Origin of the sequence: Streptomyces longispororuber (assembly GCF_024448165.1) — a bacterium.
Lineage (GTDB): Bacteria > Actinomycetota > Actinomycetes > Streptomycetales > Streptomycetaceae > Streptomyces > Streptomyces longispororuber_A.
In genome coordinates, this window is sequence record NZ_JAMOLN010000014.1 from 36886 (window position 1) to 62854 (window position 25969).

Below are 25969 nucleotides of genomic sequence, written 5' to 3' on the forward strand. Positions count from 1 at the left end.
TCTTTATCGGGAACAGTCGGTGATCGCCTGAACAGCCCGCAAAGAACACATGAGCAATGGCCAGACACTCTTGCAGTCAGACGTGATCGTTTGTCGCTTTCGTGCGCTTACTCACACGAGGCGTCGGTCAGCCCGAGACGCTGGGCCGTCCGTTCTCGATGTGCCCCATGAGCCGCCGGTACGGGCCGTCCGTTCCGTCCGGGCCGGCCGTGGCGACCTCGACGTCGTACCAGCCGTGCTCCTTGCCCGCGTCGTGCACGACGGTCACCGTCCGCCCGGCCCGCACGGTGACGGTCCGCTTCCCCACGGTGAACGTCCGTGCCGTGTCCCCCGTGGCGCGCAGCCGGATCCGGAGCGCACGGGCCCGCGCGTCCACGGTGGTCGTGACGTCGGCCCCGGCGTCCACCCGGCCCCGGAACTCGCGCCGGAAGCCGTTCGGCCCGGTCACCACGAAGTCGTAGGCGCCGTCCCGGACGGGCACGGCCACGGCCGCCTCCCGTACGACGTCGACGTGGAGCGGCGCCGTGAACTCGCCCGCGTACGGGTAGAGCGCGAAGTGCGCGCTGGAGCGGCCGGAGTTGTCGAGGTGCAGCGTCAGCTTCCCGTCGGCCGTCCGCACCCAGGCGTCCGGCTGGTACGGCAGCGGGCGGGCGGGCCTGCTGCCGGGCTCCTGCTCGGGCATCGTCTGGTTCAGGGGCGGCTGCGGGGCCCAGCGGCCGCTGAACTCCGGGACCGGGCCCGGCTGCTCGACGGAGGGCCGGCGCGCTGCGTGCTTGAAGTCGAAGGCGCCGGTGAGGTCGCCGGTGACCTGGCGGCGCCACGCCCCGATGTTGGGCTCGCGCACCCCGGTCCACTGCTCCAGGAAGCGGATCACCGAGGTGTGGTCGAAGACCTCCGAGCACACGTAGCCGCCCACGGTCCACGGCGAGACGACCAGCATCGGCACCCGCACGCCGAGCCCGGTGGGCAGGCCCTTCCAGTGCTCCTCGGTCACGTCGGCGCCCGGCACCGGCGGCGGCACGTGGTCGAAGAAGCCGTCGTTCTCGTCGTAGTTGATGAAGACGGCGGTCCTGCGCCACACGTCGGGGTGCGAGGCGAGGGCGTCGAGGACCTTGTAGACGATGGTCGCGCTGTGGATCGGCGACGACACGGAGGGGTGCTCGGAGTCGACGGCGGACGGCACGAGGTAGGAGACGCGGGGCAGCTTCCCGGCGGCGACGTCGGCCGCGAAGGTCTCGGCGAGCTTCCCGGTGGGCACGCGGCGCAGCGCGCGCTCGAACAGCGACCGCTCGCTCTTGGTGAGCGTGGCGACGCCCTTGTCGAGGCCGGCCAGCAGCGTCGCGCGCTCGGCGTCGTCCTTGGCGTCGCGGACCTTCGCGTAGAAGGCCTCCATGTAGGTGAGGCCGGTCCCGGCGAGGACCTTCTTCGCGATCGCCTTGAAGGTGGTGAAGAACTCGATCTGGTTGTCGGTGAAGTTCTCCCACTCGGTGTACGTCCGCCAGCTCACGCCGGCCTTCTCCAGGCGCTCGGCGTACGTGCCCCAGTCGTAGCCGGGGTGGGTGCCCTCGTCGTACGCGTCGTTGCCGACGGCCCGGTTGCCGTTCGCCTCGTAGCCGGTCTTGCCGCTCCACAGGTGGTTGCGGTTGGGGCTGGTGGAGGAGTGGATCGAGGAGTGGTAGGCGTCGCAGACCGTGAAGGTGTCGGCGAGCTCGTAGTGCAGGGGGATGTCCTCGCGCGTGTAGTACGCCATGGTGGCCGCGGTCTTCGCGGTGATCCACCCGTCGTGCCAGCCGTCGTGCCAGGCCTTGGCGCCGCCGGACCACGAGTGGTCGAGGGCGCCGATGTACTGGAGGTCCTTCTTCTGCGTCGCGGCGGCCTCGCGGACCGGGAACGGCAGGACGGTGCGCAGCGCGCCCGGCTGCTCCAGAACGCTCTTGCCGCTGGGCAGCCGGATCGCGTTGCGGTCGCCGAAGCCGCGCACGCCGCGCAGGGTGCCGAAGTAGTGGTCGAAGGACCGGTTCTCCTGCATCAGGATGACGACGTGCTCGACGGCGTCGAGGCCGCCGCGGGGCGGCGCCCCCGCCTCGGCCTGTGCGGCGAGGGCCTGTTGGAGGGAGGGCGGCAGGAACGACCCGACGGCGGCGACGCCGAGCGCGCCTCCTCCGACGGCCATCAGGCGTCTGCGGGACAACTCCGGGGACTCCGGGGACACGGGGACCTCCGCGCGTAATGGTCTGCTACCGACCCATTGACTCTTTCGGCGGGGACGGTAGCGAGGCCAGATGTCCCTGGGAAGTACGAGAACCAGCCAAGACGTAAACGTCCAAGCGTCCGTGACAAAGGTCCAACTGCTAGCCGAGGAGCGCGAGTCCGGCCCAGAGCGCGACGGTCGAGGCGAGCAGCGTCGCGGGCACGGTCAGCAGCCCGAGCCGGGTGAACTCCCCCAGCTCCGGTTCGGTGCCGTGGGCGTGCACGATGCGCCGCCACAGCAGGGTCGCGAGCGAGCCTACGTAGGTGAGGTTCGGCCCCAGGTTCACGCCGATCAGCGCGGCGAGCACCGGGCCGGGACCGGCCGGGCCGACCACGGGCAGCAGGGCGAGGATCGCGGGCAGGTTGTTGATGAGGTTGGCGAGCACCGCGGCCACACCGGCGATCGCGAGCAGCGCGGGCAGCGACGAGCCGTCGGGCAGGAGGCGCCCTATGGCGTCGCCGAGGCCGTTGTCGACGACGGCCTTGACCACGATGCCGAGGGCGAGGACGAAGACGCAGAAGGGCAGGTTGGCGGCCTTGAGCAGTTCGCCGGGGGTGCTGTGGCGCCGGGCGAGCGCCCTGGCGCCCAGGACGGCGGCGCCCGCGAGTGCCGCCCACAGCGGTTCGATCCCGGCGAAGGACGTGACGACGAAACCCACGAGGGTGAGCGCCAGCACGGTCAGCGTGAACACCGGGACGCCGGTGGGCGCCTCGGCGTCGGGCTCGTGCGCCGGGGCGGCCAGGTCGTCGGCGAAGTAGCGCCGGAACGCCGCGTACTCGACGGCGATCGCGACCAGCCACGGCAGCGCCATCAGCCCGGCGAAGCGCAGGAAGGTGAGCCCGCTCGCGGCGAAGGCCAGCAGGTTCGTCAGGTTGGAGACGGGCAGCAGGAGGGACGCCGAGTTGGCGAGGTGGGCGCTCGCGTAGACGTGCGGGCGCGGGCGGGCGCCGATCCGGGCGGCCGTGGCGAAGACGACCGGGGTGAGCAGGACGACGGTGGCGTCCAGGCTCAGTACGGCGGTGACGGCGGCGGCCACGGCGAAGACTCCGCCGAGCATCCGGGTCGGGCTGCCGTGGCAGGCGCGGGCCACGGCGTCGCCGGCGGCCCTGAACAGGCCCTCGTCGGCGCAGAGTTGCGCGAGGAGGAGGATCGCGGCAAGGAAGCCGACGACCGGGAGCAGGTCCTTCGTCTCGGCCCAGGCGTGGGTGACGCTGACGCTGCCGGTGGCCACGGCGACCGCGGCGGCCGGTACGGCTACGACGGCCTCCGGCCAGTTGCGGGGACGGACCACCGCGAAGGCGAGGGTGAGCAGGAGGAGGGTGACGGCCAGCACTTCGGCCGAGGTCGTACTCAAAGGGTGCTGCTCCGTTCCACGGGGCTCCGCCCCGGACCCCGCTCCTCAAACGCCGGAGGGGCTGGACGTGCCCAGCCCCTCCGGGAAAGACCCACTCAGCCTTCGCTGACGCCCAGCTTCTCCAGGATCAGTTCCTTGACGCGGGCCGCGTCGGCCTGGCCCCGGGTCGCCTTCATGACGGCGCCCACGAGCGCGCCGACGGCGGCGACCTTGCCACCGCGGATCTTGTCCGCGATCGCGGCGTTGCCCGCGATCGCCTCCTCCACGGCCGTGGTCAGCGCGCCCTCGTCGGAGACGACCTTCAGGCCGCGCTTCTCGACGACCTCGTCGGGCGTGCCCTCGCCCTTGAGGACGCCGTCGATGACCTGGCGGGCCAGCTTGTCGTTCAGGTCGCCCTTGGCGACCAGCTCCGACACGCGCGCCACCTGCTCCGGCGTGATGGGCAGCTCGCCGAGCTCGACGCCCTGCTCGTTCGCGGAGCGGGCCAGCTCGCCCATCCACCACTTGCGGGCCGACGTGGAGTCCGCCCCGGCGTTGATCGTGGCGACGATCGGGCCGACGGCCGCGGCGTTGCGGATCGACTGCATGTCGTGGGCGGTGATGCCCCACTCCTCGATCAGCCGGTTGCGCTGCGCGAGCGGCAGCTCCGGCAGACCGGCACGCAGCGCCTCGACCCACTCGCGGGACGGGGCGACGGGGACCAGGTCGGGCTCCGGGAAGTACCGGTAGTCCTCGGCGTTGTCCTTGATGCGGCCGGAGGTGGTGGAGCCGTCCTCCTCGTGGAAGTGCCGGGTCTCCTGCACGATCGTGCCGCCGGAGGAGAGCACCGCCGCGTGGCGCTGGATCTCGAACCGGGCCGCACGCTCCACGGAACGCAGCGAGTTCACGTTCTTCGTCTCGCTTCGGGTACCGAACTTCTCGGTCCCGTGGGGACGCAGCGACAGGTTCACGTCGCAGCGCATCTGGCCCTTGTCCATCCGGGCCTCGGACACGTCGAGGGAACGGATGACCTCGCGCAGCTCGGCGACGTACGCCTTCGCGACCTCGGGGGCCCGCTCGCCCGCGCCCTCGATGGGCTTGGTGACGATCTCGATGAGCGGGATGCCGGCGCGGTTGTAGTCGAGCAGCGAGTGCGAGGCGCCCTGGATGCGGCCGGTGGCACCGCCGACGTGCGTCGACTTGCCGGTGTCCTCCTCCATGTGGGCGCGCTCGATCTCCACGCGGAAGACCTCGCCGTCCTCCAGCTGTACGTCGAGGTAGCCGTTGAAGGCGATGGGCTCGTCGTACTGGGAGGTCTGGAAGTTCTTCGGCATGTCCGGATAGAAGTAGTTCTTCCGGGCGAAGCGGCACCACTCGGCGATCTCGCAGTGCAGCGCGAGGCCGATCTTGATGGCCGACTCGACGCCGATCTCGTTCACGACCGGCAGCGCGCCGGGCAGACCGAGACAGGTCGGGCAGGTCTGGCTGTTGGCGTCCTGCTTCAGCTCGGTGGAGCAGCCGCAGAACATCTTCGTCTTGGTGCCGAGCTCGACATGGACCTCAAGGCCCATGACCGGGTCGTACGACGCGAGTGCGTCCTCGTACGACAGCAGCTCGGGAGTGGTCGTGGCAGTCACGATTTCTGGTACTTCCCTCTCAGCCCAGCAGGACGTCGTCGTCGCCCAGGCGCTTCAACTCGCGCAGGAGCAGGGCGAGGCCCGTGGCGATGGCGGCGGCGGAGACGACGGCGTCGACGAGGCGCAGCGTGTCGTTCTCGCTGCGGGCCTTCTTCGCCTGCTTGGCGACGCTGAGCGCGCCGAAAGCGGTCGTCCCGATCGACAGGTACGTGCCGGACTTGGACTTCTTGAAGCCCTTGGCCTTACCGATTGCACTCACAGCGACGGAGCCTCCTCGAGCAGCGGGTGGCCCCACTTTTCCACGAAGGCGGCCTCGACGGCGGCGCCCACCTTGTACAGGCGGTCGTCCTTCATGGCGGGGGCGATGATCTGCAGGCCGACCGGCAGGCCGTCCTCGGGGGCCAGGCCGCAGGGCAGCGACATGGCGGCGTTGCCGGCCAGGTTGGTCGGGATGGTGCACAGGTCCGCGAGGTACATCGCCATCGGGTCGTCGGCACGCTCGCCGATCGGGAAGGCGGTGGTCGGCGTCGTCGGGGAGACGATGACGTCGACCTGCTCGAACGCGGCCTCGAACTCGCGCGTGATGAGCGTACGGACCTTCTGGGCGCTGCCGTAGTACGCGTCGTAGTAGCCGGAGCTCAGTGCGTACGTGCCCAGGATGATGCGGCGCTTGACCTCGTCGCCGAAGCCGGCCTCGCGGGTGAGCGCGGTGACCTCCTCGGCGGAGTGCGTGCCGTCGTCGCCGACCCGCAGGCCGTAGCGCATGGCGTCGAACCGGGCGAGGTTCGAGGAGCACTCGGACGGCGCGATCAGGTAGTACGCGGACAGCGCCAGGTCGAACGTCGGGCAGTCCAGCTCGACGATCTCGGCGCCCAGCGACTTCAGCAGCTCGACGGACTCGTCGAAGCGCTGCACGACGCCGGCCTGGTAGCCCTCGCCGCGGAACTGCTTGACGACACCGACGCGCATGCCCTGCACCGAGCCGTTGCGCGCGGCCTCGACGACCGCGGGGACCGGGGCGTCGATGGACGTGGAGTCGAGCGGGTCGTGCCCGGCGATGGCCTCGTGCAGCAGCGCCGCGTCCAGGACCGTACGGGCGCAGGGCCCACCCTGGTCGAGGCTGGAGCTGAACGCCACCATGCCGAAGCGGGAGACTCCGCCGTAGGTCGGCTTGACGCCGACGGTGCCGGTGACGGCGGCGGGCTGGCGGATGGAGCCGCCGGTGTCCGTGCCGATGGCGAGCGGCGCCTGGTACGCGGCGAGGGCGGCGGACGAGCCACCGCCGGAGCCGCCCGGGATGCGGGTCAGGTCCCACGGGTTGCCGGTGGGCCCGTACGCGCTGTTCTCGGTCGAGGACCCCATGGCGAACTCGTCCATGTTGGTCTTGCCGAGGATGACGACGTCGGCGGCCTTGAGGTTCTTGACCAGCGTCGCGTCGTACGGCGGGATCCAGCCTTCGAGGATCTTGGAGCCGACCGTGGTCGGGATGCCCTCGGTGGTGAAGATGTCCTTCAGCGCGAGCGGGACACCGGCCAGCGGGCCGAGCTTCTCGCCCGCGGCGCGCTTCGCGTCGACGGCGGCGGCCTGCTTCAGGGCGCCCTCGCGGTCGACGTGCAGGAAGGCGTGCACCTTCTCGTCGACGGCTTCGATCCGGGCCAGGTGGGCCTCGGTGACCTCGACGGCCGTGAGCTCGCCGGAAGCGATCTTCCCGGCGATCTCGGCGGCGGTGAGCTTGATGATGTCCGTCATGGTGATTAGTCCTCCCCCAGGATCTGCGGCACCTTGAAACGCTGCTGCTCCTGGGCCGGGGCGCCGGAGAGCGCCTGCTCGGGGGTGAGCGACGGACGGACCTCGTCCGCGCGCATGACGTTCGTCAGCGGCAGCGGGTGGGAGGTCGGCGGTACGTCTTGGTCGGCGACCTCGCTGACGCGGGCGACCGCGCCGATGATGTCGTCGAGCTGGCCTGCGAAGTGGTCGAGCTCTTCGGGCTTCAGCTCCAGACGCGCCAGCCGGGCGAGGTGGGCGACCTCCTCGCGCGTGATGCCAGGCATGCAGCGATCCTCTGGGGTGAGTGTGTGTGGTTTGGGCCCAATCCTATGGGGCGGGGGCCCGTGACCCCTAAACGGTTTCCCCGGAGCCGCCGATCACCTCGGCGTCGCGCTCACGAACGAGCACACATCGGGTGACCTTTCTCGGGGGCGCGGGGACCTGCGCGCCCGGCCACGACGAACCCGCACCCGCCGACGAACCTCACAGCCCTCCCCCGGAGGGCGCCCCCGATCCCGCTCCGGGCCGAGCTCAGCTGAAGGGCCGGGGATCGTCCCCCTGGGCGGCCGGAAGCGCCGCAGGCTCCCGCTGCCAGCCCCGGTCGCCCCGGGCCCGCAGCCACGCGGTCGTCTCGTCCGGCGGCATCGCGGCGGCGACCAGCCACCCCTGCACCGCGTCGCAGCCGAGGTCCCGCAGCCGCTCCCACGTCTCGTCGTCCTCGACGCCCTCCGCGACGACCAGCAGTCCGAGGGAGTGCGCGAGGTCGACGGTGCAGCGCACGATCTCCGCGTCCTCGTTGTCGACGGCGAGGCGGGCCACGAAGGAGCGGTCGATCTTCAGCTCGCTCACCGGGAGCCGCCGCAGGTGCACGAGCGACGAGTAGCCGGTGCCGAAGTCGTCGAGCGACATCTTCACGCCGTGCCCGGTGAGCCCGGCCAGGGTGTCGGCGGCGCGCTGCGGGTCCTCCAGGAGCACGTGCTCCGTTATCTCCAGCTGCAGCGATCCGGCCGGGACGCCGTGCCGGGCGAGCCGCGCCGCGACCGCCCCGGCGAACCCGGGCGTGTGCACGTCACGCGGTGACACGTTCACCGCGACCGGCACGTGCAGGCCCTGCGCCCGCCAGCGGGCGACCTGCGCCAGGGCGGTCTCCAGGACGTACTCGGTGAGGTGCGGCATGAGCCCGGACGACTCGGCGATGGCGATGAACTCGTCCGGCGGAACCTTCCCTCGCTCCGGATGCACCCAGCGGACGAGCGCCTCCAGACCGGCCACCTGCCCGTCGAAGCGCACCTTCGGCTGGTAGTGCAGCTCCACGTCCCCGGCGTCGAGCGCGCGGCGCAGATCGCCCAACAGGCCGAGGCGGTCCGGGGTGTTGGAGTCCCGCTTCGACTCGTAGACCTCGACTCCCGTGCGGTCCCGCTTGGCCTGGTACATCGCGACGTCGGCCCGGCGCAGCAGCCCCTCGGCGTCCAGCGCGTGGTCGGGGAAGACCGCGAGTCCCGCGCTCGCCTCAAGGACCAGCGTCAGCCCGTCCAGGTCCAGCGGCGAACCGAGCGCCGCGACGAGGTTGCGGGCCACGCGGGTCGCGGACGTCGTGGAGTCGGCGACCGGGAGCAGCACGGCGAACTCGTCGCCGCCGAGCCGCGCGGCCTCCGCCCCGCGCGGCAGGGCGGCCCGCAGCCGGTCCGCGATCTGCAGCAGGAGCCGGTCACCGGCGAGGTGACCGAGGGTGTCGTTGACCGACCGGAACCGGTCGAGGTCGATCAGCATGAGCGCGCTGCGCGCCCCGATCCGCTCGGCGTCGTCGAGCGCGGTCCAGGTCCGCTCCAGCAGCCACTGCCGGTTGGGCAGTCCGGTGAGCGGGTCGCGCAGCTGCTCCTCGGCGCGGGCCCGCGCGATCCACAGCGTCGAGTCGAGCGCGATCAGCGGGACCGCGAACAGCGGGAGCAGCACGGGCAGGGCGATCGCGACGACGCAGACCAGCGGCGCGATGCCGAGCAGCGCGACACCGACCAGGCCCTGCCGGACGAGCGCCGTGCGGGCGACGGTGGGCAGTCCGTGGGGGCGCGGTGCGTGCACGTACCAGAGCAGCGCCCGCGTGACCAGCAGGTACGCGGACGCCACGAGGATGACTTCGGGGACCGCGTACAGGTCCCAGGTCTCCGGTTTCCACGGGGCCTCGACCGACGGCACCCGGCCGAACGCGGCGAGCACGAGCGCGCCCGCCCCGATCCCGAGGATGTCGATGGCGCCGTGCAGCACGCCCTGGCGCCAGCGGTGCCGGCGGGCGGCGCCGACGAGGACGACGACGGTGAGACTGACCATCCCGGCGGGCACCCAGCCGTACAGGAGCAGCACGGCGAGGGTGAGGGCGGCGCCCGATCCGGTGCCGCCCCACCAGCGGTCGCGGCCGAGCGCGACGAGATGGCCGACGATGATGCCGGTCAGGACGGCGAGGGACCAGCCGACGGTGCCGGACGGGAAGAGTGCGTGGCTGCCGGTGAACGCCCGGTAGAAGCCGGCGGCGAGGACCACGGCGGCGCCGGTGACGATCGCGCCGGGCAGCAGCGGGAGCGCGGCGGCCCGCGAGGTGTCGGCCGGGCCCGTCTGGTGGTTGCGGGCGGGGGTGGCCGCGCCGACCCGGCCGCTGCCGGGCGGCCCGACGGGTACGCCCGGCACGCCGGCGTCCGCGGTCACTCCGGTGGCGAGGCCGCCGTGCACCGCGGGAGCGCCAGGGACGCGGGCACCCGCCGTGCGGCGCTCGCCCGGCACGACGGTCGCGCCGGGGCCGGTGCCCTCGGGGCCGGCCGGGCGTGAACTGCCGCTGCCCGCAGGGGGCGAGAGGCCCGGTGGGCCGTCGGCCGCGGCCCTTCGTGTCCGATCCGCGCCCGGGCGGACGAGACCCAGTCCGCTCCCGCGCCACCAATTGCGCCAGTTCACCACACCACCGCGCTCGTTCTCCCCGCGACCGCTCTCGATGCCGTCGCCCCCGTCCGTGCTTCGAGCCGTGCCGCCGCGCCGAACGCGTCGGCGCGGGCGCAGGCGTGAGTCCGGGGCGGCGCTATCGGTCGGTTCCATTCCCGTCCCTCTCACAGCCGGCGGTGCCCACGTCCGCTGCCCGCTCCCCCGCTCCGGATGAGCTTCTGATGAGCAGGAGATGCCCCATCCGCAGCAGGACACGGCAGGCGCACACCTCAACAGTAGGCCGCAGAAGGCTTCCACGGGCACCAGACGGACGCGCCCGAGCGCGGTTGCCCGAATGCGACCCGGCCACTCGTATGCATCTGGTATGCGCTGAACGGGTGGTCTTCAACCGCTACTGCTCGGTCGGCTCTTCGGCGGGAAGCGCCACGTCGATGGCTGCTTCCGGCCCCTGTTCGAGCAGGACGGCGAACCCGTCCTCGTCCAGAACCGGAACCTTCACCTGCATGGCCTTGTCGTACTTGGATCCCGGGTTGTCCCCGACGACGACAAAAGACGTCTTCTTGGAAACGGAACCGGTCACCTTGGCGCCTCTGCTCTGCAGGGCCTCTTTTGCGCCATCTCGCGTGAAGTTCTGCAGGGTGCCGGTGACGACGACGGTGAGACCTTCGAGGGGCCGCGGCCCCTGGTCCTCGCCCGCGCCCTCCTCCTCCATGCGGACACCGGCCTCGCGCCACTTGCGCAGGATCTCGCGGTGCCAGTCCTCGGCGAACCACTGCTTCACGGAGGCGGCGATGATCCCGCCGACGCCGTCGGTCGCGGCGAGCTCCTCCTCGGTGGCCTCGTCGATGCGGTCGATGGAGCGGAACTCGCGGGCGAGCGCCTCGGCGGCGACGGGGCCGACGTGGCGGATCGACAGCCCGTTGATGATCCGGGCCAGGGGGCGGTCCTTGGCCGCGGCGATGTGCTCCAGCATCGCGACCGCGTTCTTCTTCGGCTCGCCCTTCTGGTTGGCGAAGACCGTGACGACCTTGTCCTCACCGGTCTTCGGGTCGCGCTTGGGCAGTCCGCTGTCGGCGTCGAGGACGTACGCCTTGATGGGCAGGATCTCCTCGATGGTGAGGTCGAAGAGGTCGCCCTCGTCGGTGAGCGGCGGCTCGGCGGGCTCCAGCGGGGCGGTGAGCGCGGCGGCGGCGACCGCGCCGAAGTTCTCGATGTCGAGGCACTGGCGGCCGCCCAGGTAGAAGAGGCGCTCCCGCAACTGGGCGGGGCACGTCCGCGCGTTCGGACAGCGGAGGTCGATGTCGCCCTCCTTCATGGCCCGCAGCGGGGTGCCGCACTCGGGGCAGTCGGCGGGCATCACGAACTCGTACTCGCTGCCGTCGCGCAGGTCGACGACGGGGCCGAGGATCTCGGGGATGACGTCACCGGCCTTGCGGATGACGACGGTGTCCCCGATGAGGACGCCCTTCTTCTTGACGATCTCCTGGTTGTGCAGCGTCGCGAACTCGACCTCGGAGCCCGCCACGGTGACCGGCTCCACCTGCGCGTACGGGGTGACACGGCCGGTGCGGCCCACGCCCACGCGGATGTTGACCAGCTTGGTGTTGACCTCTTCGGGCGGGAACTTCCAGGCGATGGCCCAGCGCGGAGCGCGCGCGGTGGAGCCGAGGCGGCCCTGGAGCGGGATCTCGTCGAGCTTGATGACGGCGCCGTCGATCTCGTGCTCCACGGAGTGGCGGTTCTCCCCGAAGTACGCGATGAACTCCCGGACGCCCTCGAGGTCGTCCACCACCTTGTTGTGCTTCGCGGTCGGCAGGCCCCATTCGTGGAGGAGCTCGTACGCCTCCGAGAGGCGGACGATGTCGAAGCCCTCGCGGGCGCCGATGCCGTGGACGACCATGTGCAGCGGGCGCGTGGCGGTGACGCGCGGGTCCTTCTGGCGGAGCGAACCCGCCGCCGCGTTGCGCGGGTTGGCGAAGGGCTTGTCGCCCGACTCCACCAGGCGCGCGTTCAGTTCCTCGAACTTCTCCATGGGGAAGAAGACTTCGCCGCGGATCTCGACGAGGGCGGGGATGCGGTCGCCCTTGAGGCGGTCGGGGATCTCGGCGATCGTGCGGACATTGGGCGTGATGTCCTCGCCGACGCGGCCGTCGCCGCGGGTGGCGGCGCGCGTCAACCGCCCGTTCTCGTACGTCAGGTTGACCGCGAGGCCGTCGACCTTCAGCTCGCACAGGAAGTGGTAGTCGGTGGTGCCGACGTCCTTCTGGACGCGCTCGGCCCAGGCCGCCAGCTCCAGGTCGTCGAAGGCGTTGTCGAGGGAGAGCATGCGCTCGCGGTGCTCGACGGACGTGAACTCCGTCGCGTAGTTCCCCGCGACCTTCTGCGTCGGGGAGTCCGGGGTGCGCAGCTCCGGGTACTTCTCCTCCAGCGCTTCCAGGGAGCGCAGCAGCTTGTCGAAGTCGGCGTCGGAGACGACCGGCGCGTCCTTCACGTAGTACCGGAAGCGGTGTTCCTCGATCTGCTCGGCCAGCTGGGCGTGCTCGTCCCGCGCCTCGGCGGGCACGGAGTCCTTCGTCTCCGGCGTGTTTCCAGCGCTTGCGGCAGCCACCGTCTCGTCCTCCCGATTTCCTTCGTCCCCGGTCACTCAGGGTTGTCCGCGAGTGATCTCGCCGCCCGGGCGCAGTGGGCGAGGGCCGCACGGGCGTACGCGGGAGAGGCGCCCGCGAGTCCGCACGACGGGGTGACCACGACCGCATCCGCGAGCGATCCCGGATTCAGCCCCAGCCTGCGCCACAGCGTCCTGACACCCATGACGCTACCGGCAGGGTCTGACAATGGAGCGTCCACGCCGGGCACGACACCGGCGAACAGCTTCGTGCCCGCCTCGACCGCCTCACCGATCGATTCCTCGTCACGCTCCGTGAGGAGGGCGAGGTCGAAGGAGACGGCGTCGGCGCCGGACCGGCGCAGCAGGGCGAACGGCACGTCGGGGGCGCAGGAGTGCACGACGGTGGGGCCGTCGTGCACGTCGATCACGTCCCGCAGCGCGCTCTCGACGAGCTGCCGGTCGACGGCGCGGTGCGTGCGGTAGCCGCTGGCGCTCTTGATCTGTCCGCGCAAAACGGCGATGAGGGAGGGTTCGTCGAGCTGGAGGACGAGCCGGGCGCCGGGGACCCGGCGGCGGACGTCGGCGAGGTGGGCGCGCAGCCCCTCGGCGAGGGATCCGGCGAGGTCGCGGCAGGCGCCGGGGTCGGAGAGCGCGACCTCTCCGTTCCTCAGCTCCAGTGCGGCGGCGAGGGTCCACGGCCCGACGGCCTGCACCTTGAGCGGGCCCTCGTACCCCTGGGTGAACTCCTCCAGCGCGTCGAGGTCCTCGCCGAGCCAGGACTTCGCGCGCTTGGTGTCCCGGCCCGGCCGGTCGCCGATCCGCCAGCCGCTGGGCTCCACGCGCGCGTAGAGGTCGACGAGCAGTCCCGCGGTCCGGCCGATCATGTCGGCGCCGGGACCGCGCGCGGGCAGCTCGGCCAGGAACGGGAAGTCCTCGAAGGACCCGGTCACGGTCTTGGCCGCCTCGCGGGCGTCACCGCCGGGCATCGAGCCGATGCCCGTGGCCGGCCCCCACCTGAAGTCGCTCTTTTCGCTCACCCAGGAAGGGTACGTAACGCCCGGGGCGGCCCGTCCCTCAGCGCCCGGGGCGCACCGTCAGGTCGTTGACCTCCGCGTCGCGCGGCAGGTCGAGCGCCATGACGATCGTGGTGGCGACCGACTCGGGGTCGATCCAGCGGGACGCGTCGTACTCCTTGCCCTCCTGCTGGTGCACCTTGGCCTGCATGGGGCTCGCGGTGCGGCCGGGGTAGACGGTGGTGACGCGCACCCCGTTGCCGTGCTCCTCGTGGCGCAGCGAGTCGGCGAGCGCCTTCAGGCCGTGCTTGGAGGCGGCGTACGCGGACCAGTCGGCGGAGGCGTTGAGCCCCGCGCCGGAGTTCACGAAGAGCACGTGTCCCTGGGCGACGCGGAGTTGCGGCAGGAAGTGGCGGGTCAGCTCGGCGGGGGCGACGAGGTTCACCTTGAGCTGGTGCAGCCATGTCTTCGGGGTGAGCTCGCCGACCGGGCCGAGGTCGACGACGCCCGCGATGTGCAGCAGCGAGTCGATCCGGTCGGGCAGCGTCTGGTGCGAGAACGCCCAGGACAGCTTGTCGGGGTCGGAGAGGTCCCCGACGAGCGTCCTGGCGCCGGGGAACTCGGCGGCCAGCTCCTTCGCGCGCCCCGCGTCGCGCGCGTGCAGGAAGAGTTCGTCCCCGCGCGCGTGGAGGCGGCGGGCGACGGCGGCGCCGATGCCGGAACCGGCACCGGTGATCACATGGGTGGTTGTGCCTGTCATGGCCGCCATGCTCGCACTACTCGATGCCGCGCGACTCTTCCAGGTAGGCCAGGGCGCCGACGGGCTCCTCGGCGAAGAAGACGAGGTCGGTGAGGGGGATCGGCAGGAACCCCTCGTCCTCCATGCGCCGGAACTGCTGCCTGAGTCCGTCGTAGAACCCGGCCGAGTTGAGCAGCACGACGGGCTTGTCCGTCTTCCCGTGCTTCTTCAGCTCCAGGATCTCGGTGGCCTCGTCGAGGGTCCCGGTGCCACCCACCATGATCACGACGGCGTCGGCCTTCTCCAGGAGCAGCGCCTTGCGCTCGGCGAGGTCCTTGGCGATCACCATCTCGTCGGGCGCGGTGACGGCCCGCGCCTTGGCGGCGAGGAAGTCCACGGAGACCCCGACGAGCCGCCCGCCGGCCTCGGCCACCCCGTCCGCGACGACCTTCATGAGCCCGCTCTCGCTGCCGCCCCACACGAGCGTGTGGCCGCCCTTGCCGAGCAGCTCGGCGAATTCGCGGGCGGGGCGGGTGTAGCGGTCGTCGAGGTCGGCGGCGGAGAGGAAGACACAGATGTTCATGGCGTCCACGGTACGGCCCGCCGCCCGCGGTCCTCCCCGGCCCTCATGCGCCGCCCTTCCCGCCGAGCGGGACCCGGCGTGCGACCACCTTCCGGTGCGCGATCCGCCAGCCGTCGGCGCCGCGGACGACGGTGTCCTCGTAGGTCACGCTGCCGGTGGTGCCGTCGGCAAGGACGCCGAGGCCCTTGGACAGGACCAGGGCCCGGTCGTCGGTCACCTCGGTCAGGACGACGTTCGTGATGTGGTGGGCGACCGGATTGCCGGCGCCCAGGGCGAGCGCCGCGTCGCGGAGGGCGGCCACGCCCCGGAGCGGTGGCCCGCCGAAGTCCGCGACGTCGTAGACCACGTCGACGGTGAAGAGCTCGTCCAGCCGGTCCAGCTCACCGGCGTCGAACAGGTGGCCGTGCAGCGCGAGCAGTTCGGTGACGGCGGTGCGGTCCTCGTGGGTGAACGCCATGGCAGTCCTCTCGTCGCCGGTGATCCTCCCAGACGGCCCCGGACGAGTGCCGTGCGCCGGGAAGAACGCCCGCGCGCCGGGCGCTGCCCTATACATGGCTCACATGACGCAAGGATCCGCAGGACACACGATCACTGTCGAGCAGAGCGCCGAGCACGTGCGCGTCGTCCGTGACGGGCACGTGCTGGCCGACAGCACCCGCCCGCTGGTGCTGCGCGAGACGGGCTGCCCCGTCCGCTACTACCTCCCTCCGGAGGACGTCCGCACGGACCTCCTCTCCCCCTCGGACACCACCACGTACTGCCCCTTCAAGGGCACCGCCTCCTACTGGTCGCTCCCGGACGCGCAGGACCTCGTCTGGGCCTACCCGGAGCCGAAGAGTGAAGTGGCCGCCATCAAGGGGCACTTGTGCTTCTACGAGGTCGAGGTGGTGGGATAGGGCGGTGGGGCAGGCCCGGCGGAGCGGTCCCCCACGCACACGAAGGAGCGGGCAGAAGTGACACAGGGACCGGGGTACGGGCACCAGGGCGGCGCGCCGGGCGGTTTCGGCGCGCCGCCTCCCATGTTCCAGCCGGTGCCGGTGCCCGTGGCGTCACCAGGGACGGGGCCGGAGTTCGTGGCGGCGGACCAGTACAACGGGCTGGTCGTCGACGCCGACGGCGTCCACCTCGAACAGGGCCCGCACGCCATCGACCTGCCCTGGGCCCGCCTCCGCACGGTCCAGTTCCAGCCGCTGGACGCCGGGGTGAGCGTCACCGCGGTGACGGTGGACGGCCCGGTCTACACGTGCGCGGTGCGGGCCCGCCGCCGCTCCCAGGCCCGGACGTGGTGCGCCGAGCTCCCCCCGGTCCTCGCCCACTACTTGCGGGGCCGCGCCTGATTCACCATTCACCTCCGCCGGACGGGAGTTGACTCCTCGCCCGATCGGATGAGGCGGTGCGGCGGCGCGCGATCAAGACCCCGTTGAGCGGTTTCGTTTCGCCCGGGGCCGCGCCGTCGCTCGGTGTGCTTTTCGCAGGGAATGACATCACTACTGTGCCGCTCTCCCGCGCTACCGCACCGAGGAGACGCCTGGTGACCCCCGAGACCCCGCCCCCGCTCGACCGGGCGGCGTACATGGACCTGACGGACGATCCCGTCCAGCAACGCTTACTGCGCAAGGCGCTGGAGGTGTTCCGGCAGGGCGGGGGTGGCCCCGTCCTGAAGGAACTGGCCCAGGAGGTGCTGGCCGGGCGGGTGGGGTTAAGAGAGGCCACCCGTATTCCTGCATATGCGGAGGCGGTCCTCGACCAGGGCCACGAGTTCCGCACGCGGTGGGATTCGATGCCGGACTCCGAACGGGAGGCGCTCGCGCGTGACGGCGAGCGGCAGGTGGCGGAGGAGCGGGCGCGTATGGATGCGGAGCGTGTGGGGCGGGGGCGGTTGTGACGCTGACTGTGAGGTCGGACGACCTGGTCGGATACGCAGACCTGGTGCGCCGGGCAAGCGAGGACAGCGGGAGCGCAGGCGCGTATCTGGCCCGCAGCACCGGCATCGAAGCTTCGGCAACTGCACCTCTCTGGGACAAGGTGCTGGGGCACCACGAGGAGCAGGTACGAGACGCCCGCAACCTCCTGAGCCGCTTCGGCACGATCCTTCAGGCGTCGAAGAGCGAACTGAAGAAGACCGCCGCCTGGTACGACTCGATGGACCTCGACACGGCCAGAAAGCTGGACGCCACCTACCCGTCCGGGCATTCCTCCGCCCCGGTTCCCCGTGTCGTGCCCCACGGCGCCACCTCGTTCCGCGATGTGCGCGATACCGTCAGCCGACTCAAACCCCCCGGAGGGGCGGACAGCTGGCTGCAAGGACATCTGGCAGAAGCCGCATTTGCCCCCGCCAACAAGGGGGTCGGCACCCTGCTTGATTTCGGCAGCCCATCGGCCCTGGTCAACGAAGGCCTCAAACTTGCTTTCGGATGGGACATTCTGGGCTATTTCGCCAATCTCTTCGGAGGTGACTGGCAGAACTACGCAGGATGCGCCGATGCCTGGAAATGCCTTGGCGACGCCTGTGCCGACATGGCCGAGAACATCCGGCACGGAAACGGCGTGCTGAGTACCACGTGGCGCGGAAATGCTGCAGAGGCCGCAGGGAAGTACTTCGACAACATCGCCAAGAAGCTCGATGCTGCGCGCGACGCCTTTTACGATCTGCGTGACCTCTACAAGAGAGTGGCCACGATGGTCTACTCGGTCGCCGAAACGGCCAAAGGGGTCCTGGCAGAGGTTTGCGACGAGGGCGTGCAGGCCGCCGTGGCAGCCGCGGCTTCGACTGCCATGGCGGCATCGGGAGTCGGGTTCACCGGAGCGTTCGTGGGCGCGGCATTCGCCGCGCAGCGTGTGGCCTCCATGGTCGCGAAGTACAAGAGTCTCGTGGAAAAGTACGAGCACCTCATGCAGGCAGTCAACGCGGCTTTCGCCGCGGGCGGATTCATCTGCTCCGTCAGCAAGGACGTGCGGGACTTCCCGGTCGTTGGCAAGAGTTACGACAACGCACTCGTCTAGTCACCGATCGAGAAGCAAGGAATTCACGTGGAACTCGGGCAGCGGAACCGCCCCAGAACACAGGCGGAAAGAGTTCAGGAGAAGGTGGCGTTCCTGACTGCCATGCTGTGCGCGCTTGCGACAGGGAATCTGATGGTGGATCTCTGGAAAGGGATGTTCTCCCTTGCCTGGTTCGCCGCCGATCTCGTCTTGATCTGCAACGGGTTCATCGCATTCCAGGGCTGGCGAAAGAAGCGCTTCCCACTTACCGCCATCGCCGTAGTCGTGCTGCTCGGGTTGGCAGGCGTGAGCCGTCTGTTCATGTCTGCGTGACCACCCGGCAGTCACGTTCCATTCCGCCATGAGAGATCAGATGAACTTAGAACATCCCATGCCCAGTGAGGCAGAATTTCACCACAGCCAGCGCATTATCACTGCCTGGGTGAGCGTCTTCACCGCCGTCTGTGGGTACGTGACGGTGCCCCGGGCACTGCGCGGCGTCATCACCTGGCCCCTGATCGGCCTCCAACTGGTCCTGCTCTACGGCCTCTGCCTGGCTGTCCAGGGGTGGCGGCGCAAACAGCCCATGCCGTCGTGTGCCGCACTGCTGGTGGTGCCGGGCATGCTGTTGGCCGCGTGCCTCTTGAAGTTCACGTAAGCCGTCAGACCCCCGCCGCCACCCGCTCCGTAGTCGCAATGGTCGCCGACCCCACCACACGCGTCCCGTCGTACAGGACGATCGCCTGGCCCGGTGCCACGCCCCGGGCCGGCTCCGTGAAGTGGACGTGGAGTTCGTTGTTCAGGAGGTCCGCGGTGACTTCCGTCTCGCCGCCGTGGGCGCGCAGCTGGGCCGTGTACGTGCCGGGGCCCGAGGGGGGCGTGCCGCACCAGCGGGGCTTGATCGCTGTCAGGGACGTGACGTCCAGGGAAGTGGCGGGGCCCACCGTCACCGTGTTGTTCACCGGGGAGATGTCCAGGACGTAGCGCGGCTTGCCGTCCGCCGCGGGGGTGCCGATGCGCAGGCCCTTGCGCTGGCCGATCGTGTAGCCGTAGGCGCCCTCGTGGGTGCCGAGCTTGGTGCCCTGCTCGTCGACGATGTCGCCCTCGGACTTGCCGAGGCGGGCCGCGAGGAAGCCCTGGGTGTCGCCGTCGGCGATGAAGCAGATGTCGTGGGAGTCGGGCTTCTTGGCGACCGCGAGGCCACGCCGCTCCGCCTCCGCGCGGATCTCCTCCTTCGTCGTCTCCGTGTCGCCCAGCGGGAACATCGCGTGGGCGAGCTGCCGGTCGTCCAGGACGCCGAGGACGTACGACTGGTCCTTGGCCATGTCGGAGGCCCGGTGCAGCTCGCGCTCGCCGGACTCGGTGAGGATCACCTGCGCGTAGTGGCCGGTGCAGACCGCGTCGAAGCCGAGGGCCAGGGCCTTGTCCAGGAGCGCGGCGAACTTGATCTTCTCGTTGCAGCGCAGGCACGGGTTCGGCGTACGGCCGGCCTCGTACTCGGCGACGAAGTCCTCGACGACGTCCTCGCGGAAGCGGTCGGCCAGGTCCCACACGTAGAAGGGGATGCCGATGACGTCCGCCGCGCGGCGCGCGTCGCGGGAGTCCTCGATGGTGCAACAGCCGCGGGCGCCGGTGCGGAAGGACTGCGGGTTCGCCGAGAGGGCCAGGTGGACGCCGGTCACGTCGTGGCCCGCTTCCGCGGCGCGGGCCGCCGCCACGGCGGAGTCGACGCCTCCCGACATGGCGGCGAGGACGCGGAGGGGGCGGTCGGCGGGGAGCATCGAGGTCTGCGAAGTCATAGCACTAACAGGGTAAGGGGCCGCGGGAACCGAATCCCGCGGATATCCGTTGTGGATCTCGTACGGGCTGGTGGGGGACGGGGGCGTCACATGGGGAAGCAGGGAGCCGGCAAGGGCCGGGACGGGGACCGGGTGATCAGCCGGCGGACCCTGATCGTGGGGGGCGCGGCGTCCGCCGTGGGCATCGGGCTGCTCGCCCGCAGTGATCTCGCCCGCATGTGGTGGCAGGTGCCGGGCGTCGACAAGCCGCGCAAGTCAGGCGAGGTCGACTTCAAGGGCGCGGAGTGGGTGGCCGCGGCCGCGGCGAACTGGCGGCGGGCGGACCGGCCCGCGGACTACGCGATCGACCGCGTGATCATTCACGTCACCCAGGGCAGCTACCAGGGGACCCTGAAGGTGTTCAAGGATCCCTGGCACGGTGCCGCCGCGCATTACGTCGTGCGCCAGGACGGGCACATCGCGCAGATGATCCGGGAGCTGGACGTCGCGTTCCACGCGGGGAACAAGGACTTCAACCAGCGCAGTATCGGCATCGAGCACGAGGGATTCGTGGACCGGCCGCAGGACTTCACGACCGCCATGTACGAGGCGTCGGCGCGGCTGACCGCCCGCATATGCAGACGCTACGACATACCGGTCGACCGGGAGCACATCATCGGGCACGTGGAGGTGCCGGGGACGGACCACACCGATCCCGGTCCGCACTGGGACTGGGACCGGTACATGAAGCTGGTGCGGGCGGCCTACGACCGGGCGGGGTCCGCCAAGGCGTAGCCGCACGTCGCCGCACGCAGCCGCATGTAGCCGTCGCGGCGCTACGAGAGCCCCGCCGACCTCGCCCGCTCCACCACCGGCCCGATCGCCTGCGCCACCGCCTCCACGTCCGCCTTGGTCGACGTGTGGCCGAGGGAGAAGCGGAGGGTGCCACGGGCCAGGTCGGGGTCGGTGCCGGTGGCGAGGAGGACGTGGCTGGGCTGGGCGACGCCCGCGGTGCAGGCGGAGCCGGTGGAGCACTCGATGCCCTGGGCGTCCAGGAGCAGCAGGAGCGAGTCGCCCTCGCAGCCGGGGAAGGTGAAGTGGGCGTTGGCGGGGAGCCGGCCCGCGCTCGCCGGGTCGCCGCCGAGGATCGCTTCGGGGACGGCCGCGCGGACCGCCGTGACGAGGGCGTCGCGCAGTCCGCCGATCTCCCGGGCGAACCAGTCGCGCTGCTCGGCCGCGATCCGGCCGGCCGTGGCGAAGGCGGCGACGGCCGGGACGTCGAGGGTGCCGGAGCGGACGTGCCGCTCCTGGCCGCCGCCGTGCAGGACGGGGACGGGGGTGTGCTCGCGGCCGAGGAGGAGGGCGCCGATGCCGTAGGGGCCGCCGACCTTGTGGCCGGAGACCGTCATCGCGGCGAGTCCCGAGGCGGCGAAGTCGACCGGGACCTGGCCGTAGGCCTGGACCGCGTCGGCGTGCAGAGGGATCGCGAACTCGGCCGTGACGTCGGCGAGTTCGCGGACCGGCTGGATGGTGCCGATCTCGTTGTTCGCCCACATGACCGTGGCCAGGGCGACGTCGTGAGGGTTGCGTTCGATCGCGTCCCGGAGCGCGTCGGCATGGACGCGGCCGTGGGCGTCGACGGGCAGGTACTCCACCGTCGCGCCCTCGTGCTCGGCGAGCCAGTGCACGGCGTCGAGGACGGCGTGGTGCTCGACGGGGCTGGCGAGGACGCGGGTGCGGGCCGGGTCGGCGGCGCGGCGCGCCCAGTACAGGCCCTTGACGGCGAGGTTGTCGGCCTCGGTGCCGCCCGAGGTGAAGACGACCTCGCTGGGGCGGGCGCCGAGGGATTCGGCGAGGGCCTCGCGGGACTCCTCGACGGTGCGCCGGGCGCGGCGTCCCGCGGCGTGCAGGGACGAGGCGTTGCCGGTGACGGCGAGCTGGGCGGTCATCACCTCGACGGCCTCCGGAAGCATCGGAGTGGTCGCGGCGTGGTCGAGGTAAGCCATGGTGGGCACGATTCTACGAGCCCGTCGGCGGCCCTCCGCCGCCGCGTGGGGTCCCGTCCCACACGGTGGACATCGGACGGCGGAGATCGGCGGGGTGTCAGCCCGTGATGCTCCAGGACATCGTGCCGTCGGCGGCGATGAGCGCGCCGAGCACGACGAGGTCGGCGATGCCGAGACCGAGGCCGAGCAGGGCGCGCCCGCGGCGGGCGGTGCCGCGCCACAGGGCGAGGCCGGCGAGGACGATCGCGACGGGGCCGAGGAAGACGTTCAGGACGAGCAGGCCGACGAGGCCGAGGACGAACGAGGCGACGGCCATGCCGTCGGTGTCCCGGCGGCCGACCGGACGGTCCGCACGGTCCTGACCGGCCTGACCGGCCTGACCGGCCTGACGGACCGAGGACTCGGACTCTGCGGTGAGTTGCATGGTGTACCCCCTGATGGACATGGACACGGGCGCGGTGTCAGTGCTGGTGGCGGCGGGCGTGGCGCTCGCGGATCGCGAAGACGGTCAGCCAGACGCCGATGACGGCGGCCGCGACGAGAGTGAAGGAGAGCGGGGCGTGGGCCACGGTGCCGAGGGCGAAACCCAGGAGCAGGAGGGCCGCTACGAGGAACAGCATGGAGAACCTCTCGAGGACGTCACGGAGTTGGTTCGAGTTGGCCCGGGTGAGCGGGTTACAACTGTTCACTGACTGACGAGTCTAGCGCCGGACACGGGTTCCCAAATACAGAGAACAGTTGTTAACTGGATGACATGAGTCACACCCTCGGCATCCGGCAGGCGCAGAAGCAGAAGACCCGACAGGCGCTCCTGGACGCCGCGTTGGAGCTTCTGGAGGAGCAGAGCCTCAGCAGCCTGGGGCTGCGCGAGGTCACGCGCGCCGTGGGCGTGGCCCCGACCGCCTTCTACCGGCACTTCGACAGCACGGCCGACCTCGGTGTCGCCCTGGTCGAGGAGGCGCTCGGCAGTCTGCACGCGGTGATCCACGACGCCCTGACGGCGACCTGGGACAGCGACGAACGCATCGCGCGCACCGTCGAGTTGATCGCCCGCCACGTCCGGGCGTACCCCGCCCACGTCCGCTTCATCGCCCGCGAGCGGCACGGTGGGGTCCGGCGGGTGCGGGAGGCGATCAGCGAGCAGCTCGGACAGTTCGCGGACGAGGTGCGCGCGGCGCTCCGGCTCGACCCGGAGGCGGCGGGCTGGACCGAGGAGGACCTGCTGATGCTGGCCTCCCTGTACGTCGACCACATGGTGATCACGGCATCGGCGTTCCTCACCACCGCCCCGGAGGACCTCGCCCGGGTGTCCGGCCTCGCCGAGCGGCAGCTGCGACTGGTGACGCTCGGGCGAAAGCACTGGCTCGACCTGTCATGAGCAACTAGCCTTACGCTCATGACAGCAGTCGTGTGGAACCTCGACCGCAGCTACTCCAGCCCGTCCGGCGAGATCCGGTGGGCCGCGCTCGGCCCGGCGGACGCACCGCCCGTCGTCCTCGTCCACGGCACGCCGTTCTCGTCCTACGTGTGGCGGGGCCCGGCCCGCGCGCTCGCCGCCCGGCACCGCGTGTACGTATGGGACCTGCCCGGCTACGGCGCGTCCGCGAAGCACCCGGGCCAGGACCTCTCGCTGGACGCGCAGGCCCGGGTGCTCGCCGATCTGCTCGACCACTGGGGCCTGGCCGAACCGGCCGTCGTCGCCCATGACTTCGGCGGCGCCATCGCGCTGCGCGCGCTGCTGCTGCACGGCGCCCGGTACTCCCGGCTCGCCCTGGTCGACCCGGTGGCGATCGCGCCGTGGGGCTCCCCCACGTACCGGCTGCTCGGCGAACACTCCGACGTCTTCCGCCAGTTGCCCGCCGATCTGCACGAAGCCCTCGTGCACCGGTACATCAGTTCCGGCAGCCACCAGGGCCTGCACCCCGACACGCACACACGGCTCGTGGAACCCTGGCTGACCGAGGCGGGCAAGGACTCCTTCTACCGGCAGATCGAGCAGAACGACCAGCGCTTCACCGACGACATCCAGGGCCGCTACGGGGAGTTGGATCTGCCCGTGCTGGTCTGCTGGGGTGCCGAGGACACCTGGATCCCGGTGGCCCGGGCGCACGAGCTGGTCAAGCTGATCCCCGGTGCCGAGCTGCGGATCGTCGAGGGCGCGGGGCATCTCGTACAGGTGGACGCTCCGGCCGAACTCACCGTGGCACTGCGGGAGTTCCTGCGTACAGCCGGGTGACGGCGGCCGCCGCGTTCGCCAGCTCCTCGCGCACCTCGGGCGGGTCGAGTACTTCGAGGTGGTCGGCGAAGGGGAGCAGGGTGCGGGCGGCCTGGAGGATGCCGAAGCCGAGGCGGACCGTGATCCATTCGGCGGCGCCGTCGTCCTCGGGGTGCTCGGGGTGCTCGGGGTGCTCGATCAGGGAGTTGCCGCACATCTTCAGGAACAGGTCGTAGCGGCTGCGATGGACCCGGGCGGTGACCGCGATACCGCCCGGGCGGACCTCCACGCGGTGCTTCAGGACGGCCCAGACGTCGGCGAGTTCGATGCCCGCGCGCCGTTGGACGGGTGCGTCGGTGACGGTGGCCGCGTGCACCCGGTCGGCGCGGAACAGCCTGGGTACGGCGCGGCGGTCGGCGACGAGGTACCAGACGCCGGCCTTGGAGACGAGGCCGTACGGGTCGACGGTGTACGTGCGCGGGGTCTCGGTGCCGCTGTGCCGGTAGCGGATGCGCAGGCGGCGGTCGGCGAAGACCGCGTCCTGGAGGGCGCTGACGTCGACCTCGCGCGGGGGCGGGCCCATCCACCGGGACGACTCGACCAGGATGCGGCGGCGGGTCAACTCGGCGGCTGGGCGGTGGGGTTCGGGCAGGGCGGCCATCACCTTGCGCAGGGCCGAGCCGAGGGCCTCGTCCAGGCCGAGGGCGGCGTGGGCGCCCTGGGCCGCGAGGATGAACAGGGCGCGGGATTCGTCTGCCGTCAGGCCGGTGACGTCCGTGCGGTAGCCCGGCAGGAGCGTGATGCCGCCGTGGCGTCCGCGCTCGGCGTAGACCGGGACGCCGGAGGCCGAGAGGGCTTCGATGTCGCGGTAGATGGTGCGGACGGAGACTTCCAGGCGGGTGGCCAGGTCGTGGGCGGGGACGCGGCCGCGGGTCTGTAGCAGCAGGAGGATCGAGAGCAGGCGGTCGGACTTCACGCGCTCAGCCTGCCGCGTACGGTGGGCTGCCGCCATGTTCGGGTGCGGGTCCGGTGGGGGTTGGTCGCGCATTTCCCCGCGCCCCTGAAAGCCGACTGCGTCTGCTCGGATGGGGTTTCGTCGCGGGCCGCGGGCCGGTGGGGCTTCTCGCGCAGTTCCCCGCGCCCCTGGGGAGATGCGCCCTTCGGGCGGCATCTCCCCAGGGGCGCGGGGAACTGCGCGGCCGACCCACCACGCACCCGCGGACGCCGCTATCCGAGGCGGACCCTTGCCAGTTGGCGGGACTGGGCCACCAGGCGGTCGGCCGAGTCCCAGACCTCCGCGTCCTCCTCCAGGAAGCCACCGGCAAGGTTCCGCGTCGTGATGGACACGCGCAGCGGGCCGGGGGCCGGGCGGCAGCGGATGTGGGTGGTGAGTTCGACCGTGGGGACCCAGCCCTTGAGGCCGAGCTCGAACGCGGTGGGCGGCAGCGCGTCCACCGCGAGGAGCAGCGAGAACGGGTCGGCGTCACGCCCGTCGGCCAGGCCGAACCACGCGCGCATCTCGCCCTTGCCGGAGGGCGCGCCGAGCGCCCAGCCCAGCGTGGCCGGGTCCAGCTTGAGGGCGAGACGGTCGGTGATCGCCGAGCTGCCGGGGACCGGCGGCGCACCCTCGGGCGCGTCACCGGCGCCGAAGCACTGGTCGATCGGCGGGATGGCGGGCGGGGTGGCGCTGGTGCGCACGTCGTCGGGGAGCGCGTCCAGGTCCCCGTACGACGCGAGGACGCGGATGCGCTCGACCTCGGAGCCGTCCTCCGCGTACTGGAACAGGGAGGCCTGCCCGGTCGAGAGGGTGCGGCCGGTGCGGACGACGTCGGTGCGGATCACGGCCGGGCCCGGCGCGGACGCCGTGAGGTAGTGCGCCGAGATCGTGAACGGGTCGGCGTGCGGCAGGGCGTCCGCGAGGGCGCGGCCGAGGACTGCCAGCAGGTAGCCGCCGTTGACGGCGTTGATGATCGTCCAGCCCTCGGAGAGATCGATGTCGTAGACACCGGGCTCGCCCGGCCGCCGGGTGACGGCGGTGTCGCGGTCGAACTCACTGTCCCCGATGCGGGCCTGCGTGGATGCTGCTTCTGCCATGCAGGAAACATACAACAGGAAATTACTAAGCGGTAGCT

27 protein-coding genes are annotated in these 25969 nt (G+C 71.3%); 9 read left to right on the forward strand and 18 right to left on the reverse strand.

The features are described 5' to 3' along the window. Window positions 1-127: 127 nt before the first annotated feature. From M4J07_RS06240 to M4J07_RS06295, 12 genes are all read right to left on the reverse strand, one after another. Window positions 128-2173 (reverse strand): phosphocholine-specific phospholipase C, encoded by a 2046-nt coding sequence (locus M4J07_RS06240; protein WP_374215002.1) that lies wholly within the window; start codon window positions 2171-2173, stop codon window positions 128-130. A gap of 178 nt (window positions 2174-2351) precedes the next feature. Beyond that, the gene (locus tag M4J07_RS06245; protein ID WP_255968141.1) at window positions 2352-3605 is read right to left on the reverse strand and encodes an SLC13 family permease; all 1254 of its coding nucleotides are present in this window, start codon (window positions 3603-3605) and stop codon (window positions 2352-2354) included. A 95-nt stretch (window positions 3606-3700) separates the two neighbouring features. Further along, complete coding sequence (gatB, locus tag M4J07_RS06250; protein WP_255968144.1) at window positions 3701-5221, reverse strand: Asp-tRNA(Asn)/Glu-tRNA(Gln) amidotransferase subunit GatB; 1521 nt, start codon at window positions 5219-5221, stop codon at window positions 3701-3703. A gap of 19 nt (window positions 5222-5240) precedes the next feature. Further along, complete coding sequence (locus M4J07_RS06255; protein WP_255968146.1) at window positions 5241-5480, reverse strand: hypothetical protein; 240 nt, start codon at window positions 5478-5480, stop codon at window positions 5241-5243. Then, complete coding sequence (gene gatA, locus M4J07_RS06260) at window positions 5477-6970, reverse strand: Asp-tRNA(Asn)/Glu-tRNA(Gln) amidotransferase subunit GatA (RefSeq protein WP_255968148.1); 1494 nt, start codon at window positions 6968-6970, stop codon at window positions 5477-5479. Before gatA ends, M4J07_RS06255 begins: the two co-directional genes overlap by 4 nt. 5 nt (window positions 6971-6975) lie before the next feature. Then, on the reverse strand, window positions 6976-7272 hold the full coding sequence (gene gatC, locus M4J07_RS06265; RefSeq protein ID WP_018531282.1) for an Asp-tRNA(Asn)/Glu-tRNA(Gln) amidotransferase subunit GatC: 297 nt from the start codon (window positions 7270-7272) through the stop codon (window positions 6976-6978). 247 nt (window positions 7273-7519) lie between these two features. After that, window positions 7520-10066 carry a putative bifunctional diguanylate cyclase/phosphodiesterase gene (locus M4J07_RS06270; RefSeq protein ID WP_255968158.1) on the reverse strand — a complete coding sequence of 849 codons (2547 nt, stop codon included), beginning with the start codon at window positions 10064-10066 and terminating at the stop codon, window positions 7520-7522. Between the two features lie 238 nt (window positions 10067-10304). Beyond that, window positions 10305-12521, reverse strand: coding sequence for an NAD-dependent DNA ligase LigA (gene ligA, locus M4J07_RS06275; RefSeq protein ID WP_255968161.1), 2217 nt, complete (start codon window positions 12519-12521; stop codon window positions 10305-10307). 32 nt (window positions 12522-12553) lie between these two features. Further along, the gene (locus tag M4J07_RS06280; protein WP_255968163.1) at window positions 12554-13558 is read right to left on the reverse strand and encodes a methionine synthase; all 1005 of its coding nucleotides are present in this window, start codon (window positions 13556-13558) and stop codon (window positions 12554-12556) included. Between the two features lie 37 nt (window positions 13559-13595). Next, window positions 13596-14294, reverse strand: a complete 699-nt coding sequence (locus tag M4J07_RS06285) for an SDR family oxidoreductase (protein ID WP_255968165.1) — start codon at window positions 14292-14294, stop codon at window positions 13596-13598. Window positions 14295-14310: 16 nt separating this feature from the next. Further along, a complete protein-coding gene (locus tag M4J07_RS06290; protein WP_255968167.1) occupies window positions 14311-14856 on the reverse strand; it encodes an LOG family protein in 546 nt (181 codons plus the stop codon). Between the two features lie 43 nt (window positions 14857-14899). Beyond that, the gene (locus tag M4J07_RS06295; RefSeq protein WP_255968169.1) at window positions 14900-15313 is read right to left on the reverse strand and encodes a nuclear transport factor 2 family protein; all 414 of its coding nucleotides are present in this window, start codon (window positions 15311-15313) and stop codon (window positions 14900-14902) included. Between the two features lie 103 nt (window positions 15314-15416). On the opposite strand from M4J07_RS06295, the gene M4J07_RS06300 reads away from it, so the two are divergent. The 6 genes from M4J07_RS06300 (at window position 15417) to M4J07_RS06325 (ending at window position 18496) form a co-directional block, all read left to right on the forward strand. Then, window positions 15417-15752 carry a DUF427 domain-containing protein gene (locus tag M4J07_RS06300; RefSeq protein ID WP_255968172.1) on the forward strand — a complete coding sequence of 112 codons (336 nt, stop codon included), beginning with the start codon at window positions 15417-15419 and terminating at the stop codon, window positions 15750-15752. A gap of 57 nt (window positions 15753-15809) precedes the next feature. Then, a complete protein-coding gene (locus M4J07_RS06305; protein ID WP_255968174.1) occupies window positions 15810-16193 on the forward strand; it encodes a hypothetical protein in 384 nt (127 codons plus the stop codon). Between the two features lie 194 nt (window positions 16194-16387). Then, entirely contained in the window at window positions 16388-16741 is a 354-nt protein-coding gene (locus M4J07_RS06310; protein ID WP_255968176.1) for a hypothetical protein, read from the forward strand. Further along, window positions 16738-17859: a hypothetical protein gene (locus M4J07_RS06315; RefSeq protein WP_255968178.1), complete on the forward strand. Its 1122-nt coding sequence runs from the start codon at window positions 16738-16740 to the stop codon at window positions 17857-17859. The genes M4J07_RS06310 and M4J07_RS06315 overlap by 4 nt, the downstream gene beginning before the upstream one ends. Before the next feature lie 27 nt (window positions 17860-17886). Next, entirely contained in the window at window positions 17887-18171 is a 285-nt protein-coding gene (locus M4J07_RS06320) for a hypothetical protein (RefSeq protein ID WP_255968180.1), read from the forward strand. A 109-nt stretch (window positions 18172-18280) separates the two neighbouring features. Continuing rightward, window positions 18281-18496 (forward strand): hypothetical protein, encoded by a 216-nt coding sequence (locus M4J07_RS06325; protein WP_255968182.1) that lies wholly within the window; start codon window positions 18281-18283, stop codon window positions 18494-18496. Window positions 18497-18500: 4 nt separating this feature from the next. Here the strand turns inward: M4J07_RS06325 and mnmA are convergent, their stop codons facing one another. Further along, window positions 18501-19637, reverse strand: a complete 1137-nt coding sequence (gene mnmA / locus M4J07_RS06330) for a tRNA 2-thiouridine(34) synthase MnmA (protein ID WP_255968184.1) — start codon at window positions 19635-19637, stop codon at window positions 18501-18503. A gap of 90 nt (window positions 19638-19727) precedes the next feature. Here mnmA and M4J07_RS06335 point away from each other — a divergent pair, with 90 nt between their 5' ends. Beyond that, window positions 19728-20411, forward strand: a complete 684-nt coding sequence (locus M4J07_RS06335; protein ID WP_255968186.1) for an N-acetylmuramoyl-L-alanine amidase — start codon at window positions 19728-19730, stop codon at window positions 20409-20411. A 41-nt stretch (window positions 20412-20452) separates the two neighbouring features. Here the strand turns inward: M4J07_RS06335 and M4J07_RS06340 are convergent, their stop codons facing one another. The 3 genes from M4J07_RS06340 to M4J07_RS06350 all read right to left on the reverse strand — a co-directional run bounded on the left by M4J07_RS06340 (window position 20453) and on the right by M4J07_RS06350 (window position 22242). Further along, window positions 20453-21622 carry a cysteine desulfurase family protein gene (locus tag M4J07_RS06340; protein ID WP_255968188.1) on the reverse strand — a complete coding sequence of 390 codons (1170 nt, stop codon included), beginning with the start codon at window positions 21620-21622 and terminating at the stop codon, window positions 20453-20455. Window positions 21623-21719: 97 nt separating this feature from the next. Next, window positions 21720-22046, reverse strand: a complete 327-nt coding sequence (locus M4J07_RS06345; protein WP_374215001.1) for a hypothetical protein — start codon at window positions 22044-22046, stop codon at window positions 21720-21722. A gap of 37 nt (window positions 22047-22083) precedes the next feature. Then, window positions 22084-22242, reverse strand: coding sequence for a hypothetical protein (locus tag M4J07_RS06350; protein WP_255968190.1), 159 nt, complete (start codon window positions 22240-22242; stop codon window positions 22084-22086). 134 nt (window positions 22243-22376) lie between these two features. Here M4J07_RS06350 and M4J07_RS06355 point away from each other — a divergent pair, with 134 nt between their 5' ends. Next, the gene (locus M4J07_RS06355) at window positions 22377-23000 is read left to right on the forward strand and encodes a TetR family transcriptional regulator (RefSeq protein WP_255968192.1); all 624 of its coding nucleotides are present in this window, start codon (window positions 22377-22379) and stop codon (window positions 22998-23000) included. A gap of 18 nt (window positions 23001-23018) precedes the next feature. Further along, window positions 23019-23858: an alpha/beta fold hydrolase gene (locus tag M4J07_RS06360; RefSeq protein ID WP_255968194.1), complete on the forward strand. Its 840-nt coding sequence runs from the start codon at window positions 23019-23021 to the stop codon at window positions 23856-23858. Here the strand turns inward: M4J07_RS06360 and M4J07_RS06365 are convergent. Both M4J07_RS06365 and M4J07_RS06370 read right to left on the reverse strand, forming a co-directional pair. After that, window positions 23818-24813: a helix-turn-helix transcriptional regulator gene (locus tag M4J07_RS06365; protein ID WP_255968196.1), complete on the reverse strand. Its 996-nt coding sequence runs from the start codon at window positions 24811-24813 to the stop codon at window positions 23818-23820. The genes M4J07_RS06360 and M4J07_RS06365 overlap by 41 nt on opposite strands. 251 nt (window positions 24814-25064) lie before the next feature. Further along, the gene (locus M4J07_RS06370; RefSeq protein WP_255968199.1) at window positions 25065-25931 is read right to left on the reverse strand and encodes a thioesterase family protein; all 867 of its coding nucleotides are present in this window, start codon (window positions 25929-25931) and stop codon (window positions 25065-25067) included. Between the last annotated feature and the right edge of the window lie 38 nt (window positions 25932-25969).

Bases quoted from the DNA above. Each gene is read 5' to 3' on its own strand.
- M4J07_RS06240 (WP_374215002.1), bottom strand. From the start codon at position 2,173: ATGGCCGTCGGAGGAGGCGCGCTCGGCGTCGCCGCCGTCGGGTCGTTC.
- gatA (WP_255968148.1), bottom strand. From the start codon at position 6,970: ATGACGGACATCATCAAGCTCACCGCCGCCGAGATCGCCGGGAAGATC.
- gatC (WP_018531282.1), bottom strand. From the start codon at position 7,272: ATGCCTGGCATCACGCGCGAGGAGGTCGCCCACCTCGCCCGGCTGGCG.
- M4J07_RS06270 (WP_255968158.1), bottom strand. From the start codon at position 10,066: ATGGAACCGACCGATAGCGCCGCCCCGGACTCACGCCTGCGCCCGCGC.
- M4J07_RS06285 (WP_255968165.1), bottom strand. From the start codon at position 14,294: ATGACAGGCACAACCACCCATGTGATCACCGGTGCCGGTTCCGGCATC.
- M4J07_RS06290 (WP_255968167.1), bottom strand. From the start codon at position 14,856: ATGAACATCTGTGTCTTCCTCTCCGCCGCCGACCTCGACGACCGCTAC.
- M4J07_RS06295 (WP_255968169.1), bottom strand. From the start codon at position 15,313: ATGGCGTTCACCCACGAGGACCGCACCGCCGTCACCGAACTGCTCGCG.
- M4J07_RS06300 (WP_255968172.1), top strand. From the start codon at position 15,417: ATGACGCAAGGATCCGCAGGACACACGATCACTGTCGAGCAGAGCGCC.
- mnmA (WP_255968184.1), bottom strand. From the start codon at position 19,637: ATGACTTCGCAGACCTCGATGCTCCCCGCCGACCGCCCCCTCCGCGTC.
- M4J07_RS06335 (WP_255968186.1), top strand. From the start codon at position 19,728: ATGGGGAAGCAGGGAGCCGGCAAGGGCCGGGACGGGGACCGGGTGATC.
- M4J07_RS06340 (WP_255968188.1), bottom strand. From the start codon at position 21,622: ATGGCTTACCTCGACCACGCCGCGACCACTCCGATGCTTCCGGAGGCC.
- M4J07_RS06345 (WP_374215001.1), bottom strand. From the start codon at position 22,046: ATGCAACTCACCGCAGAGTCCGAGTCCTCGGTCCGTCAGGCCGGTCAG.
- M4J07_RS06350 (WP_255968190.1), bottom strand. From the start codon at position 22,242: ATGCTGTTCCTCGTAGCGGCCCTCCTGCTCCTGGGTTTCGCCCTCGGC.
- M4J07_RS06355 (WP_255968192.1), top strand. From the start codon at position 22,377: ATGAGTCACACCCTCGGCATCCGGCAGGCGCAGAAGCAGAAGACCCGA.
- M4J07_RS06360 (WP_255968194.1), top strand. From the start codon at position 23,019: ATGACAGCAGTCGTGTGGAACCTCGACCGCAGCTACTCCAGCCCGTCC.
- M4J07_RS06370 (WP_255968199.1), bottom strand. From the start codon at position 25,931: ATGGCAGAAGCAGCATCCACGCAGGCCCGCATCGGGGACAGTGAGTTC.